Source organism: Kitasatospora sp. NPDC001603 (assembly GCF_040298365.1).
GTDB lineage: Bacteria > Actinomycetota > Actinomycetes > Streptomycetales > Streptomycetaceae > Kitasatospora.
The window spans coordinates 38,309-53,052 of the sequence record NZ_JBEPAA010000041.1 but is presented as its reverse complement, the minus strand read 5'-3'; the positions used below and the strand labels follow the sequence as shown (position 1 = coordinate 53,052).

The following is a 14,744-nucleotide window of genomic DNA, read 5'->3' as shown; positions in this document are numbered from 1 at the left end:
GTGCGGCTGAGCGGTGCGGCGCGGCCGTGCGGCGCTGGCAGGATGTCGGCGGTCGCTGGCGGCCGGGCCGCTGGTGGCGGGCCGTTCCCCGCGGCCATCCTGGACGCATGACCAGCCCTGAGAACGCCCCCGCCCCGAAGGCTCCGGCCGCCGCCCCCGGAACCGTCGGCACCCCCGACGCCGTCGTCCCGGACACCAAGGACTGGACCTGGGTCCTGGAGCGGGCCTGCCCGGACTGCGGCCTGGACTCCGGGGCCGTGGCCCGCGAGGCCGTCCCCGGGCTGATCCGGGCCAACGCGGAGGCCTGGGTGGCGGTCCTGTCCGGTGACGGTGAGGCGCTGCGCCGGCGGCCCCGCCCGGAGACCTGGTCGGACCTGGAGTACGCCTGCCACGTGCGGGACGTCTTCCGACTGTTCCACGTCCGGCTGAACCTCATGCTCGACCGGGAGGGCCCGGACTTCCCGAACTGGGACCAGGACGAGACGGCCGTCGCCGAACGCTACGGGGAGCAGCGGCCGGACGCCGTCGCGGCGGATCTGGCCGCGGCGGCGCGGATCCTGGCGGACGCCTTCGAGCGGGTCACGGACGAGCAGTGGCGGCGCACCGGCAACCGCAGCGACGGCGCGCGCTTCACGGTGGAGTCGTTCGCCCGCTACCTGGTCCACGACCCGGTCCACCACCTCTACGACGTGACGGGCGAGCGGGTCTGATCCACCGGTCGCGGGTCCGGGCGCCGGTACGCGGCGCGGCGGCCCGGCGCGAGGGCTCGGCCGGGGTCACCAGCCGGAGGCCTCACGCAGCATGGTGCGGCGGAGTCGGCCGGCCACGCTGGCGGTGTCGGTGCCGATGACATCGGCGATCTCGGGTGCGGCGAGGCCGACCACGTAGTGCAGGATCGCCAGGTCGTCGTCGGCGGCCGGGTGGTCGGGTCCGGGCCGGCGGGTGTGGTCGCCGACCGTGCCGCGCAGGATCTGCCAGGCGTGCGCCGTGGGGTTGGAGCTGCCCAGCAACTCCCGCCAGTGGACGGCGATTTCGGCGAAGGCCTGTTGGACCGCGCCGGCCGCCTCGGTCTGGTCCGGCAGCCATACCCGGGCGTAGCTGAGGTACCGCGGTCGGTGCAGTTCGCAGAAGGCCGCGAACTCCAGCGGTACGGCAGGCGGTTCGTCGAGCCCCGGGGGAGGCTCGGCGGTGCTGTCATGACGGTTGGTCATCTCGGCTTCTCGGCAAGTGAGATGGGCTTCTGACGGTCGATCATCTGTGCTCACTCTACGGTAGGCGCTCGGTGCGCTGGGTGACCAATCGGATTGAATGCCCGGAACGCACCGCCGCTCGGCCGGTTCCGGCGGTGGCCGGATGCGGGCGAGCGGACGGCAAGGTGGTGCGGGGCCGGTGGTGGAGTGGGGCGCAGTGGTGCGGCAGGCGCGGATCTGAGTGCGTCGTGGCCGGTCAGAGGGGTGGGGCGAGGGAGTCGCGGGGCGGTTGATGAGCCACCGTAGGCGGTTCGGCGGCTCACGTCCACGCCATCGGCGTGAAGCCGCACGCGCGCAACCGGTCGCGCGCGTGGCGGGCCTGGGCAGGTGTTCGGACGGTCCCCGGGGCGGGTCGGCGAAGGGGTGGTGCGCTCGCGCCGCCGGGGGGCGGTGCCGGGTGGGAGCCGGCCGGCCGGGGAGGGGTCGCGCGGGGCCGGATGAGGCCTGACGGAGTCCCCGGTGCAGCCCTGTGGGGCTGTGCGTGCTGGGCGGGGCTGTGCGGAGACGGTGGGGACGGGTGGGCCGGGACCGGGGTCGGGTCGAAGCGGTGCGGTCGAGGCGGCGGGGCGGGCGGTCCGGCCCCCTCCGGCCGCCCTGTCCGTGTCGGTGGCGCTCCGGCGCCCGGCGCGCGGGCGCGTGACGCGGGTCGCTCGTCCGAGCGAACGTCAGCCGGTGCGCCCGGCCTCGGAAGTGGTGATCCGGCCGTCCGCCGCGGCGGCCCGTCCGAGCTGGGCGGGAAACGCCTCGACGGCCCGCCGCCGGGCCAGTTCGGCCGCCGCCGCGGCGGCTCCGGCGGCGCTCGCGCTGGCGGCCGGGTCCGGCCCGGTGGGGTCGTCGGTCCGTCGTTCGCGGCCGACCGCGATGCGGGCGGCCTGGTCCTCGGCCGCCTGTCTCGCGGCCAGGTAGGCCTGGACGGCGGCCATCCCGTAGACGGGCTGGATCAGCTGGTGGCCCTTGAAGAAGGGCCTGGCCGGGGCGAATCCGGCGGCGACCACCAGGTCGCGGATCTCGGCTATCTCCGCCTCGCTGCGGGCGGTGAAGCGAACCTCCCAGCCCTTCTTGTACGTATGGCCCTGTTCGCCGCTGCGGCGGGCCGGGTCCGGCCGGCGGACGTATCCGGGCAGGCGGCCAAGGCGGAGCTGGGCCGCGCGGAGGCCGGCGGTCTCGTCACGTGACATGCACCAAGAGTAGGCAATCCGGGGAGTGGGAGTGACGTCCGGACGCGCTTCATCGTATGCCCTTGGTCACGCACGGTCAGACACCCTGGTGGTCGATCGGCATCGATCAATGATGACAAGTATATGAACGCCTATTACGCCGAATGAGTGAGGGTATGAGGACTTTAGTGCGGGCTGGTCCCGGTTTCGCGACGGTTGGGTAACAGTGCGTCAGGTGGCCGATGGTCGGTGCGGGCGGTTGGGGATGGTGTCGGCATGAGCTACCGGATCCCCTCGCCGCCGCCCTCCCTGGAGGAACTGGCGAAGCGTCAGCAGAACGTCATCACCGCCAGCCAGCTGCGCGCCCGGGGCGTGCCGGCCCGGGTGGTCACCGAGCACTGCCGCCGCGGCGGCCCCTGGCAGCGGCTGCTGCCCAGGGTCTACCTCCTGCAGTCCGCCGAGCCGACCCCGGAGCAGCGGATGTGGGCGGCCCTGCTCTACGCCGCGCAGAACGGGCGCGAGGAGGGCCGCCGGGAGGGCGCGGTGATCACCGGGACGGCCGCGCTGGCGCTCTACGGCTTCGCTGCCGTGCCCCGGCTGCCCGCCGTCACCGGGGTGGACGTCCTGGTGCCCCGCCAGCGCCGTCTGAAGGACGCCGGCGGGGTGCGGATCCGGCGCACCGAGCGGGAGTTGGTCGCCAGCTCGGTGCACGGCCTGGCCTGCGCGCCGGTCGCCCGGGCGGTCGCCGACGCGCTGCGCGAGTGGACGGCGGACGGCGCCGCGCCGGCGTTCGGCGAGGGCGTCGCGCTGCCGGTCCGCGCGGTGCTGCGGGAGGCCGTGGCGCGCCCCGGCATCCGCTGCACCGTCCGGGAGTTGGTCGCCGAGCTGACCGAGTCCGGGCTGGCCGCCGACCTGCGGGTGCGGGCCGCGCTGGACGAGCTGCTGGCCGCCGAGCGGGAGGCGGTGCTGGAACGGGTCGGCGCCCTGCTGGACGAGTGGCTGCTGCCCGCCCCGCTGACCGGTCCCGAGCTGCGGATGCGCGGCGGCACCTACATCGCCGTCCCGGACCTCTACTGGCCGCGGTCGGGGGTGGCGGTGGAGGTCGACTCCGAGCTGCGCTGCGTCAGCGAGGGGGAGGCCGCCTGGGTGCGTGCCGGCCAGCACCGGATGGAGTACCTCGGGGTCCGGGTGGTCTACCTCTCCGGTGCGCGGCTGGCCGACGAGCCGGAGGCCGTCGGCGCCGAGCTGCGCGAGGCCTTCCGGCAGGGCGGCACCGACGTGGTGGAGCTGCTGGTCACCGAGCGGTGAGCCGGCGCCGCTCCGGGGCTCAGCCCCGAACCGTCGGCGTCCCGACCAGTTCGACGCCGGCCGCCCGCAGCTCCTCCAGCGCGGCGGCGGTGGTCCGCGGCGACACGCCGGCCGTGAGGTCGAGCAGGATCCGGGTCGCGAAGCCCGCCCGGACGGCGTCCAGCGCGGTGGCCTTGACGCAGTGGTCGGTGGCGAGCCCGACCACGTCGACCTCGCTGACCTGACGCTCGCGCAGCCACTCGATCGGGCCGCGGTTGTTCTCGTCGACGCCCTCGAATCCGCTGTACGCCGCCGCGTAGGCGCCCTTGTCGAAGACCGCCTCGATCGCGCCGGAGGTGACGGAGGGCGCGAAGTTGGGGTGGAAGCCGACGCCCTCGGTGCCCGCCACGCAGTGCACCGGCCAGCTGTTGACGTAGTCCGGGTGGTCGGAGAAGTGGTCGCCCGGATCGATGTGGTTGTCGCGGGTCGCGAGGACGTGCTGGTAGCCGGCGGGGGACTCGGCGATCAGGTCGGTGATCGCGGCGGCCACCTCGGCCCCGCCGGCGACGGCCAGGCTGCCGCCCTCGCAGAAGTCGTTCTGCACGTCGACGACGATCAGTGCCCGGTGCATGGCTTGCATCCTCGGTGGTGTGGTGGGGGCGGTGCGCTGGTTCTCCGCGCTTCCGGTGGAACTCTACGGTCGACTGTAGGCAGTGGCACCCGGTGGCGGAAGGCCCGGGGAGCGCCCGGGCCCTCCGCCGCCGGTCGTGCGGCCCGCGCCGACCGGCGGTCAGACGATCAGTTCGGTCGGCAGCACCGGGTCGCCCTTGGACAACTGGGTCGCCGACAGCGGCAGCCCGGCCAGGGCCCGGACGAGCCGCTCGCGGGCCGCGCCGAGCGGCTCCCGGCCGACCACCTCGCCGGCCCGCACCAGCGGTACCTGAAGGAGGTGCGGTTCCAGCTCGGCCGGGATCGGCCCGGTGCCGACCACCTCGGCCTCGGCGACGCCGTCCTGGTCGGGGCGGCGGGCCGCCCACTTGCGGCCGCCGACACTGCTCTTGGCGCCCGCCGAGCGCTTGGCGACCGGCAGCAGCGGTCCGTCCGGCACCTGGGCGCGGGCGACCAGCTTGTAGACCATCGCGCAGGTCGGGTGGCCGCTGCCGGTGACCAGGCTGGTGCCGACGCCGTAGCCGTCGACCGGGGCGGCGGCCAGCGCGGCGATCGCGTACTCGTCCAGGTCGGAGGTGACGATGATCCGGGTCTTCTCGGCGCCGAGCTCGTCCAGCTGACGGCGGACCCGGTGGGCCAGCAGGGTGAGGTCACCGGAGTCGATCCGCACCGCGCCGAGCTCGGGGCCGGCCACCTCGACGGCGGTGCGCACGGCCTCGCGCAGGTCGAAGGTGTCGACCAGCAGGGTGGTGCCCCGGCCCATCGAGGCGATCTGCGCCCGGAACGCGCCCCGCTCGTCGTCGTGCACCAGGGTGAAGGCGTGGGCGGCGGTGCCGGTGGTCGGGATGTCGTAGGTGAAGCCGGCCTCCAGGTCGGAGGTGGCCGCGAAGCCGGCCACGTACGCGGCGCGGGCGGCGGCCACGGCGGCCTGCTCGTGGGCGCGCCGGGCGCCCATCTCGATGCACGGGCGGCCGCCGGCGGCCGCGGTCATCCGGGCGGCGGCGGCCGCGATCGCCGAGTCGTGATTGAGGATCGAGAGGATCACCGTCTCCAGGATCACCGCCTCGGCGAAGCTGCCCTCGACGGTGAGCAGCGGCGAACCGGGGAAGTAGACCTCGCCCTCCGGGTAGCCGTGGATGTCGCCGGTGAACCGGTAGTCGGCCAGGAAGCGCAGGGTGTCCTCCTCGACCACGCCCTGGCCGGCCAGCCAGTCGAGCTGCGCGCTGGTGAAGCGGAAGTTCTCGACGGCGTCGAGCACCCGCCCGGTGCCGGCCATCACGCCGTAGCGGCGGCCGGCCGGCAGGCGGCGGGTGAACACCTCGAAGACGGAGCGGCGGTGCGCGGCTCCGCTGCGCAGGGCGGCCTGCAACATGGTGAGCTCGTAGCGGTCGGTGAGGAGCGCGGTCGAACCGGCCGCGCGCACTGAAGTGGCGTCCATGGGGATGATGCTACTACCACTTAGCGTCAGATTGACGATTTCTCGTCGGGGGTCTTCGCGGACCCCGGGCCGGAATCGCCCGGAGGTTCCCCGGATGGCAGCATGGGGGCTGAAGGGGTATGTGCGGGAAGAACGGCGAGGAGGACCCAGCGGTGAGTGTCGCGCCCGTGGAGATCGAGCGCCCGGAGGTCGAAGGCCTGCCGGTGGCGGAGCCGGACACGCCCTGGGTGACCATCGTGCACAACGACCCGGTCAACCTGATGAGCTACGTCCAGTACGTGTTCCAGGCCTACTTCGGCTACCCGAAGGACAAGGCCCGGAAGCTGATGATGGAGGTGCACAGCAAGGGCCGGGCGGTGGTCTCCAGCGGGTCCCGCGAGGAGATGGAACGCGACGTGCAGGCGATGCACGGCTACGGACTGTGGGCCACGCTGCAGCACGACTGACCCGCGGACCGCGTCCCCGCACCCCACCGAAGACGACGAAGACGGGCTGACCGATACAGATGGCTGGGTTGTTCGAGAGTGCCGGCGGCGGGAGCGCGGCGATCGCGCTGGACGAGCTGGAGGCCTCCATCCTGCGCTCGCTGGAGGTGCAGATGCTGGAGCTGATCGGACCGGGCCCGGGCGGGGACTCCGACGACCCGCTCGCCGCGCTGTTCGCCGACGGGCCGACCGAGGCCCCCGCCGACCCGGCGCTGGCCCGGCTCTTCCCCGACGCCTACGGCGACCCGGAGAAGCCGGACGACGCCGAGGCCAGGGAAGCCGCCCGGGAGTTCCGCCGCTACACCGAGCTGGACCTGCGGGCCCGCAAGCGCGAGGACGCGCTGCAGGTGGTCCGCGCGCTGGACGGTCTCGGCGGCGAGGGCGGCGTGCTCAAGCTGGCCGCCGCCGACTGCCTGCGCTGGCTGGGCGCGCTCAACGACCTGCGGCTCACCCTGGGGGTGCGGCTGGAGGTCGAGGAGGAGGACGAGCAGGGCCTGTACGACCTGCCGGACAGCGACGAGCGCAAGCCGCTGGTGATGGCCTACCTGTGGCTGGGGGCGCTGCAGGAGTCGCTGCTGGAGGCGATCGCGGACTGATCCCGCCCCGCCGCCGGGCCGCCGTGACCCCCCGTCCGCATGCTGGACGGGGGGTCACGGCTTTTCCGCTCAAAACGGGCGGAATCATATGACGACATGCTCAAATATCGCTCAGATGAACACCGCTATCCGGAACCTGCGTGGTACGACTGCTCCACCCCACGAGACCCACCCAGGACGGTGCACCATGGCCGAACAGATCTACGACGAGGTCGTCGACTCCAAACCGGACGAGGAGGGCTACGAGCGGGGTCTGGGCAGTCGCCAGATCCAGATGATCGCCATCGGCGGCGCCATCGGCACCGGGCTCTTCCTCGGCGCCGGCACCGCGATCTCCAAGTCCGGACCGAGCCTGATCCTCTCCTACGCCGTGGCCGGCGTGGTGATCTTCGTGATCATGCGGGCCCTCGGCGAGCTGCTCACCTACCGCCCGGTCGCCGGCAGCTTCGCCGAGTACGCCCGGGAGTTCCTCGGCCCCTTCGCCGGCTTCGTGACCGGCTGGACGTACTGGCTGTTCTGGGTGGTCACCGGCATGGCCGAGACCACCGCCGCCGCCGTCTACGTGAAGTTCTGGGCGCCCGGCATCCCGCAGTGGCTCAGCGCCCTCACCTTCCTGGTCATCCTCTACGGGGCCAACCTGATCTCGGTGAAGCTGTTCGGCGAGATCGAGTTCTGGTTCTCGATGGTCAAGGTCACCGCCATCATCGGCATGATCCTGATCGGCATCGGCGTGCTGACCCTCGGCTTCAGCGACGCCGGTGACACCGCGTCGATCACCCACCTCTGGGACAACGGCGGCTTCTTCCCCAAGGGGATCGGCGCCACCGTGATGACCCTGCAGATCGTCATGTTCGCCTACCTCGGCGTCGAGCTCGTCGGCGTCACCGCCGGCGAGAGCGAGAACCCGCAGAAGACCCTGCCGCGCGCCATCAACACGCTGCCCTGGCGGATCGCGCTCTTCTACATCGGCGCCCTGGTGATCATCCTGTCGCTGGTGCCGTGGACCGAATTCCAGCCCGGCGTCAGCCCGTTCGTCGCCGCCTTCGGCAAGATCGGCATCCCCGCCGCGGCCGGCATCATCAACTTCGTGGTGCTCACCGCGGCACTCTCCTCCTGCAACTCCGGCATGTACTCCACCGGCCGGATGCTGCGCGACCTCGCCCTGCGCGGCCAGGCCCCCGGCCGGCTCACCAAGCTCAACTCCCACCGCAGCCCCGCCGTCGCGATCACCCTCTCCTCGCTGCTGATGGGCGCCGGCGTGGTGCTCAACTACCTCGTCCCGGCCAAGGCGTTCGAGTACATCACCTCGGTGGCCACCGTCTGCGGACTCTGGACCTGGGCGGTCATCCTGGTCTCCCAGATCCGCTACCGGAAGGCCTGGAAGGGCGGCCACCTGCCGCCCCCCGGCTTCAAGGCGCCCGGCGGCCTCTGGAGCAGCTGGGCCGCCCTCGGCTTCCTCGCCCTGGTGATCGTCCTGATCGCCCTCGACAAGGACAACCGCATCTCGCTGTACGTCTTCCCCGGCTGGGCCGTCCTGCTCGTGGTCGGCTACCAGGTGCTCAAGCGCCGCCGCCCGCAGGCCGTCCACGCCGTCGCCCACGACCACCTGCACGCCCGCAACGGCAACGGCGGCGGCCACTGAGCCGCCCGCCGTCCGCCTCCCGGACCGGCGCCGACCACGCCCCGGACGCCCCGGCGGACACCCGCCGGGGCGTGGCTATCCTGACCGCATGCTGACCATCACCCGAGAACTGCGCGACGCCATCGTCGCCCACGCCCGCGCCGACCACCCGGACGAGGCCTGTGGCGTGGTCGCCGGACCGGCCGGCAGCGGACGGCCCGAGCGGTTCGTCCCGATGCTCAACGCCGCCCGGTCGCCCACCTTCTACGAGTTCGACTCGGGCGACCTGCTGAAGCTCTACCGCGAGATGGACGACCGGGACGAGGAGCCCGTGATCGTCTACCACTCGCACACCGCCACCGAGGCCTACCCCTCGCGCACCGACGTGAGCTACGCCTCCGAGCCGTTCGCCCACTACGTCCTGGTCTCCACCGCCGACGGCAACGGCCCGGACGACCCGTACCAGTTCCGATCGTTCCGCATCGTGGACGGCGCGATCACGGAGGAAGACGTCCAGGTCGTCGAGGCCTACCAGCCCTGACCGGCACCCCCCTGGGCGCGGCCCGCCGACCGTCCGAGCGACGGCGGCGGGCCCTGCCGTCTCAACCAAAGAAACGGAAACATCCGGATTCCGAGACAGGCATGTCGGAGCGAGCCCGGGAATCTATACGATGAGCCCATGCGTTCCGTCGATGTGAGCACTCAGGCCCCGGGCACCCGCCTCGTGGCGCGCCTGCACGTCGACCTGTGCCGGCTCGCCAGCGCGATCTGTCCCGGCACGCCGGCGCGCTCGCGCTGAGCCGCCCGCCCAGGCCCGCCGCACGCCCTGCGCACCGGGCCGGACCCGACCTGCCGCGCCCGCTGCGGCCCACCCACCTCACGACTCGCACAGGAGCGCACCCATGGCCATCGAGGTCCGCATCCCGACCATCCTCCGCACCTACACCGACGGCGCCAAGGCCGTCGAGGGCACCGGCAGCAACCTCGGGGAACTCTTCCAGGACCTCGACGCCCGCCACCCGGGCATCGCCGCCCGCCTGCTGGACGGCGGCGAGCTGCGCCGCTTCGTCAACGTCTACCTCAACGACGAGGACGTCCGCTTCCTGGAGGGCATCTCCACCGCCCTCGCCGACGGCGACAGCGTCACCATCCTGCCCGCCGTGGCCGGCGGCGCCCGCTGACCTCCGGCCCTCCCGCCCGCCGGCCGCGCGGGCGGGAGGACCGCCGCACCCGACCCTCACCGCCGTTGCCGGAGGCACCCCTTGCGTTACGACAGCCCGCTCGAAGCCGTCGGCAACACCCCGCTCGTCCGCCTGCCCCGACTCTCCGCCGCCGTCCCCGGCAACACCGACGGCCTGGTGACCCTCTGGGCCAAGCTGGAGGACCGCAACCCCACCGGCTCCATCAAGGACCGCCCCGCGCTGCACATGATCGAGCGCGCCGAGGCCGCCGGGCTGCTCACCCCCGGGTGCACCATCCTGGAGCCCACCAGCGGCAACACCGGCATCTCGCTCGCCATGGCCGCCAAGCTCAAGGGCTACCGGATGGTCTGCGTGATGCCGGAGAACACCAGCGAGGAGCGCCGCGAACTGCTGCGCATGTGGGGCGCGGAGATCATCCCCTCACCGGCCGCCGGCGGCTCCAACACCGCGGTGCGGATCGCCAAGGAGATCGCCGCCGAGCACCCCGACTGGGTGATGCTCTACCAGTACGGCAACCCCGACAACGCCGGCGCCCACTACGCCACCACCGGCCCCGAGATCCTCGCGGACCTGCCCTCCGTCACCCACTTCGTGGCCGGCCTGGGCACCACCGGCACCCTGATGGGCGTCGGCCGGTTCCTGCGCGAGAAGGTGCCCGGGGTGCGGATCGTCGCCGCCGAGCCCCGCTACGACGACCTGGTCTACGGCCTGCGCAACCTCGACGAGGGCTTCGTCCCCGAGCTGTACGACGCCGAGGTGCTCACCACCCGCTTCTCGGTCGGCTCCGCCGACGCCGTCCGCCGCACCCGTGAACTCCTCCAGCAGGAGGGCATCTTCGCGGGCGTCTCCACCGGCGCCATCCTGCACGCCGCGATCGGCGTCGGCCGCAAGGCCGCCACCGCCGCGGAGCGCGCCGACATCGTCTTCGTCGTCGCGGACGGCGGCTGGAAGTACCTCTCCACCGGCATCTACACCGCCGAGTCGACCGAGGCCGCGGTCGAGGCCCTGCAGGGCCAGCTCTGGGCCTGACGAAGGCTCCGGGCCCGTCCCTGCGGCCCGGCCCGGCCGGACGCCCCTAGCCCGAGACCGCCTGCCGGGCCCGGGCCCAGATCCGCCCGTCGACCACACCCGCCCGGCGGCGGAAGGCCGAGAGCGGCACCTCGCGCAGCTCGTCGGTCTCCAGCCAGCTGGTCCGCCCCTGGCGGTCGCCCACCGAGCCGGGCGGCAGCGCCAGCACGCCCGGCCGCTCCGCGTGGTGCTTGCTGGTGATCTTCGCGACGGTCGCGGTCCGGCCGCCGACCCGCAGCACCAGGCAGGGGCGGTCCTTCGCCCCCGAGCCGTCCTCGAACGGCACCTCCGCCCACCAGATCTCCTGCGGCGCCGGGCCCGGGCGCCCCTTCGCCGGGCGCGGCCGCGGCGCCGGCCGGGTCGGCGCGGGCCCGCCGCGCGCCCGCCGCACCAGCACCGACACGACAACGGCCAGCAGCGCGGCACCCGCCACGGCCAGCAGCACCCAGAAGCCAGTCATCCGCCAGACCGTACCCGGCACCCGGCCGGCCCCACCACCACGACGGCTGTGACAGTCGGGCATTTATCCGTTCCCTGCTCCCGGTTCGTCACGGAATGACCACGGAGTCCGTTGTGCGCCGGATGCCGCTCCCGGGGCCCGGAAAGCTGATCACGCACGTCCCCCCTGCACCCCGAGGTGACCCGTGAGCCGCAGCACCGACCTGTGGTCGTACGCCGAGATCGCCCGCCACATCAACGTCCAGCCGGAGACCGTCCGCAACTACCGCCGGCACGGCCTGCTCCCCGACCCCGATGCCGTCGACGGCAACGGACACCCCCGCTGGCACCCCGACACGATCAAGGCCTGGGCCCGCCGGCGCCCCGGCCACCGCTGAACCACCGCACCGAGCCGCCCCCGGCGTTCTGGTGATTCCAGCCACAGCCCGGCACGGAGACGGGGGCAAAGTGCCCCTCCGCCCTTACTCTCGACACGCGAACGCAGTGCTACCCGCCGGTTCACCGGCCGGTACTGCCATTGACCAGCAGCAGCCGAAACGTGTCGGGGCGGAGGGGCTCGGATGAAACTGACCGTGGTGGGGTGCTCGGGGAGCTTCCCGTCCGCCGACTCGCCGTGCTCCAGCTACCTCGTGGAGGCCGACGGCTACCGCGTCGTACTCGACCTCGGCAACGGCGCGCTCGGCGCCCTGCAGAAGTACGTCAGCCTCTACGAGGTCGACGCCGTCCTGCTCAGCCACCTGCACGCCGACCACTGCGTCGACCTCTGCGCCTACTGGGTCGCCCGCAACTACCGGGCCGAGGGCTGCCCCGACCCGTTGCCCGTCTACGGCCCGGCCGGCACCGCCGAGCGGATGGCCCGCGCCTACGACATGCCCGAGAACCCCGGCATGAAGGGGGTCTTCGACTTCCGGACCCTCACCCCCGGCGCCTTCGACCTCGGCCCGTTCCGGATCGAGGTCGCCCAGGTCAACCACCCCGTCGACGCGTTCGCCTTCCGGCTCGAACACGCCGGCCGCGCCCTCGTCTACTCCGGCGACACCGGCGAGAGCGCCGCGCTCGTCGAACTCGCCCGCGACAGCGACCTCTTCCTCTGCGAAGCCGCCTACATCGACGGCCGCGACACCTACCGGGCCGTCCACCTCAACGGCCGCGAGGCCGGCGAACACGCCACCGCCGCCCGCGCCCGCCGGCTCGTCCTCACCCACATCCCGCCGTGGACCGACGCCGAACACAACCGCCGGGACGCCGCCGCCGCCTTCGCCGGACCGGTCGACATCGCGAGAGCCGGCGCCGTCTACGACCTCTGAACGCTCACCCCACCGGCGTCAGCCAGCGCCGGTAGCGCGGGTCCTCGCCGGAGACCGCCGCCGCGTACGCCTCGCGCAGCCGCTCCGTGACCGGGCCGGGGGAGGACGGCAGCTCGCGGTCGTCCAGTGACCGCACCGGCACCACCCCGGCCGCCGTCCCGCACAGGAACACCTCGTCCGCCGCGTACAGGTCCGAGCGCAGCAGACCCTCCACCCGCACCGGCACCCCCAGACCGGCGGCCAGCTCCAGCACGGTGTCCTGGGTGATCCCCTCCAACGCGCCCGCGCTCGACGGCGGCGTCCGCAGCACCCCGTCACGCACCAGGAACACGTTCTCGCCGGTGCACTCGCTCACCGAACCGTCCGACCCCAGCAGCAGCGCCTCGTCGTACCCCGCGTCGCTCGCCTCCCGGCGGGCCAGCACCGAGTTCAGATACGGCCCGGTCGCCTTCGCCGCGGGCGGCACCGCGTTCGGGTCGTTCCGCCGCCAACTGCTCGTCTTGACCCTGATCCCACCACCGCCGTCCGGCAGTTGGGACTGCCACTGCCAACTCGCGATCGCCGTGGTGGTGGGCGAGAAGCGCATGTCCAGGCCCATCGAGCCGTACCCCAGGAACGCGAAGTGCCGCAGATAGCACGACCGGTGGCCGTTCGCCCGGACCAGCTCCACCGTCGCCTTGGTCAAATCCTCCACACTGTAGGGGAGTTCCATCCGCAGCATCCGCGCACTGCGGTCCAGCCGGCGCAGGTGCTCGGGCAGCCGGAACACCGCCGGACCGTCCGCCGTCTCGAACACCCGGGTGCCCTCCAGCACCCCCGTGCCGTAGTGCAGGCCGTGCGTCAGCACATGCGTCCGCGCCTGCTGCCAGGGCACCAGCGCGCCGTCCATCCAGATCGTCGAAGCCTCGGGAAGAGCCATGGCCCCATCCTGGCCGCCGACGGACCGCGGCCGGGCCCTCCCGGCGCTGCCGCAACCGGACATGACCGGGAGCGGAACCGGCCCGCCGCCCCGCCCCTCGGAAACCCCGGCCCGCCGTCTCGCTCCTCGGAAACCCCGGCCCGCCCGCGCCCGGCCTCACTACGCTGCGCCGATGGAGCGCATGGAGAGTGCGGCGCGGGCCGACCACCCCGCCGGCGGCCCCGACCGCGACGCCACCCGGCTCTACGCCCGGCTGCTCGCCGAACCCGGCCGCCCGGCCGCCGACCTCGGCCTCGGCTGGGACGAGCCCCGCTTGGCCGCCGCCACCGCCGAACTCCGCGCCCTCGGCCTGCTCCAGCCCACCGCGGCCGCCGGGGCGGACGGCACCGGCACGGCCGGACACGCCGCCGTCTCCGTCGACACCGCCGTCCGCCAGCTGCTGCTCGACGCGGACACCCAGGTCACCGCCCTCGTCGAGGCCCTGGGCCGGGCCCGCGACTCCGTCGACCGCCTGCACACCGGCTACCTGCCGGTCCAGCACCGCCGGCCCGGCGGCGCCGCCCTCGAACTCGTCCGCGGCGCCGACCGGATCGCCGCCCTGCTGGAGGACGCGGCCCGCGGCGCCCGCACCCGGGCCCTCTCCCTCCGGCCCGGCCAGGACCTCTCCGGCCCGGCCCTGGCGGGCAAGCTGGCCCGCGAACGCCTCGCTCTCGACCGCGGCGCCGCCCTGCGCTCCGTCTACCCGGCAGCCGCGCTGCGCCGGCCCGCCGTGCTCGCGCACGTCCGGGAGCTGACCGGGGCCGGGGCGCGGATCAGGGTCGCGCACTCGCTGCCGCTCCGGCTGATCGTGGTCGACGCCCGGCTGGCGATCCTGCCCGCGCCGGGCGACCTGTCGGACGAGGTGTCCGAGGACGGGCCGGACGCGGCCGCTCTCCGGGTCCGGGGCCGTGCGGAGGCCGCCGTGGTGGTCCGCGAGCCGGCCCTGGTCGCCCTGGTCGCGGAGCTGTTCGAGTACTTCTGGTCGGCGGCCTCGACCCCGCCGGAACTGCATCCGGGGGCGGCGGGGAGGACGGACCGTCATGACGTGGTGCTGCGGCTGCTCGCGGCCGGGCTGACGGATGCCGCGATCGCCCGGAAGCTGGAGGTCTCCGAGCGGACGGTGCGCCGGCTGGTCGCCGAGCTGACCGCCGACCTGGGCGCGGAGAGCCGCTTCCAGGCCGGCGTCCACGCGGCCCGCCTCGGCCGGATCTGAGGCCGTTCCGGGCGGGGTGCCCGCCCGTCCGAGG

The 14,744-nt window shown here is 73.7% G+C and carries 18 protein-coding genes; 12 read left to right on the top strand and 6 right to left on the bottom strand.

Annotation, left to right across the window (positions count from 1 at the left end; translation table 11 throughout):
• Positions 1 to 107 precede the first annotated feature (107 nt).
• Complete coding sequence (locus tag ABT263_RS24415; RefSeq protein WP_352293207.1) at positions 108 to 710, top strand: DinB family protein; 603 nt, start codon at positions 108 to 110, stop codon at positions 708 to 710.
• A gap of 66 nt (positions 711 to 776) precedes the next feature.
• Here ABT263_RS24415 and ABT263_RS24410 read toward each other — a convergent pair whose 3' ends face one another.
• Together ABT263_RS24410 and ABT263_RS24405 are read right to left on the bottom strand one after the other, a co-directional pair.
• Positions 777 to 1,211: an RNA polymerase sigma factor gene (locus ABT263_RS24410; RefSeq protein ID WP_352293205.1), complete on the bottom strand. Its 435-nt coding sequence runs from the start codon at positions 1,209 to 1,211 to the stop codon at positions 777 to 779.
• Positions 1,212 to 1,915: 704 nt separating this feature from the next.
• Entirely contained in the window at positions 1,916 to 2,428 is a 513-nt protein-coding gene (locus tag ABT263_RS24405; RefSeq protein ID WP_352293203.1) for a hypothetical protein, read from the bottom strand.
• Positions 2,429 to 2,683: 255 nt separating this feature from the next.
• Between ABT263_RS24405 and ABT263_RS24400 the strand changes: the two genes are divergently transcribed.
• Entirely contained in the window at positions 2,684 to 3,715 is a 1,032-nt protein-coding gene (locus ABT263_RS24400) for a hypothetical protein (RefSeq protein ID WP_352293201.1), read from the top strand.
• A gap of 19 nt (positions 3,716 to 3,734) precedes the next feature.
• On the opposite strand, the gene ABT263_RS24395 is transcribed toward ABT263_RS24400, so the two are convergent.
• Entirely contained in the window at positions 3,735 to 4,325 is a 591-nt protein-coding gene (locus tag ABT263_RS24395) for an isochorismatase family protein (protein WP_329487842.1), read from the bottom strand.
• A 159-nt stretch (positions 4,326 to 4,484) separates the two neighbouring features.
• Entirely contained in the window at positions 4,485 to 5,801 is a 1,317-nt protein-coding gene (locus tag ABT263_RS24390) for a nicotinate phosphoribosyltransferase (protein ID WP_352293200.1), read from the bottom strand.
• A 152-nt stretch (positions 5,802 to 5,953) separates the two neighbouring features.
• Between ABT263_RS24390 and clpS the strand changes: the two genes are divergently transcribed.
• The 7 genes from clpS to ABT263_RS24355 all read left to right on the top strand — a co-directional run bounded on the left by clpS (position 5,954) and on the right by ABT263_RS24355 (position 10,734).
• The gene (gene clpS / locus ABT263_RS24385; protein WP_329487840.1) at positions 5,954 to 6,247 is read left to right on the top strand and encodes an ATP-dependent Clp protease adapter ClpS; all 294 of its coding nucleotides are present in this window, start codon (positions 5,954 to 5,956) and stop codon (positions 6,245 to 6,247) included.
• A gap of 59 nt (positions 6,248 to 6,306) precedes the next feature.
• Positions 6,307 to 6,882: a DUF2017 domain-containing protein gene (locus ABT263_RS24380; RefSeq protein ID WP_329487839.1), complete on the top strand. Its 576-nt coding sequence runs from the start codon at positions 6,307 to 6,309 to the stop codon at positions 6,880 to 6,882.
• A 187-nt stretch (positions 6,883 to 7,069) separates the two neighbouring features.
• Positions 7,070 to 8,524: an amino acid permease gene (locus ABT263_RS24375; protein ID WP_329487838.1), complete on the top strand. Its 1,455-nt coding sequence runs from the start codon at positions 7,070 to 7,072 to the stop codon at positions 8,522 to 8,524.
• Positions 8,525 to 8,612: 88 nt separating this feature from the next.
• Positions 8,613 to 9,044, top strand: a complete 432-nt coding sequence (locus ABT263_RS24370) for a M67 family metallopeptidase (protein ID WP_329487837.1) — start codon at positions 8,613 to 8,615, stop codon at positions 9,042 to 9,044.
• Between the two features lie 138 nt (positions 9,045 to 9,182).
• On the top strand, positions 9,183 to 9,302 hold the full coding sequence (locus ABT263_RS24365; protein ID WP_327677307.1) for a putative leader peptide: 120 nt from the start codon (positions 9,183 to 9,185) through the stop codon (positions 9,300 to 9,302).
• 103 nt (positions 9,303 to 9,405) lie between these two features.
• Positions 9,406 to 9,684 (top strand): MoaD/ThiS family protein, encoded by a 279-nt coding sequence (locus ABT263_RS24360; protein WP_030394231.1) that lies wholly within the window; start codon positions 9,406 to 9,408, stop codon positions 9,682 to 9,684.
• 81 nt (positions 9,685 to 9,765) lie between these two features.
• On the top strand, positions 9,766 to 10,734 hold the full coding sequence (locus ABT263_RS24355) for a PLP-dependent cysteine synthase family protein (protein WP_329487836.1): 969 nt from the start codon (positions 9,766 to 9,768) through the stop codon (positions 10,732 to 10,734).
• Positions 10,735 to 10,780: 46 nt separating this feature from the next.
• Here ABT263_RS24355 and ABT263_RS24350 read toward each other — a convergent pair whose 3' ends face one another.
• Positions 10,781 to 11,233: a type II toxin-antitoxin system PemK/MazF family toxin gene (locus ABT263_RS24350; protein WP_352293198.1), complete on the bottom strand. Its 453-nt coding sequence runs from the start codon at positions 11,231 to 11,233 to the stop codon at positions 10,781 to 10,783.
• Positions 11,234 to 11,417: 184 nt separating this feature from the next.
• Between ABT263_RS24350 and ABT263_RS24345 the strand changes: the two genes are divergently transcribed.
• Positions 11,418 to 11,609, top strand: a complete 192-nt coding sequence (locus ABT263_RS24345; protein ID WP_329487833.1) for a helix-turn-helix transcriptional regulator — start codon at positions 11,418 to 11,420, stop codon at positions 11,607 to 11,609.
• Positions 11,610 to 11,792: 183 nt separating this feature from the next.
• Positions 11,793 to 12,539, top strand: a complete 747-nt coding sequence (locus tag ABT263_RS24340; protein ID WP_352293196.1) for an MBL fold metallo-hydrolase — start codon at positions 11,793 to 11,795, stop codon at positions 12,537 to 12,539.
• Positions 12,540 to 12,543: 4 nt separating this feature from the next.
• Here ABT263_RS24340 and ABT263_RS24335 read toward each other — a convergent pair whose 3' ends face one another.
• On the bottom strand, positions 12,544 to 13,458 hold the full coding sequence (locus tag ABT263_RS24335) for a branched-chain amino acid transaminase (RefSeq protein ID WP_352293194.1): 915 nt from the start codon (positions 13,456 to 13,458) through the stop codon (positions 12,544 to 12,546).
• A 172-nt stretch (positions 13,459 to 13,630) separates the two neighbouring features.
• On the opposite strand from ABT263_RS24335, the gene ABT263_RS24330 reads away from it, so the two are divergent.
• Complete coding sequence (locus tag ABT263_RS24330; RefSeq protein ID WP_352293191.1) at positions 13,631 to 14,710, top strand: LuxR C-terminal-related transcriptional regulator; 1,080 nt, start codon at positions 13,631 to 13,633, stop codon at positions 14,708 to 14,710.
• Positions 14,711 to 14,744 lie beyond the last annotated feature (34 nt).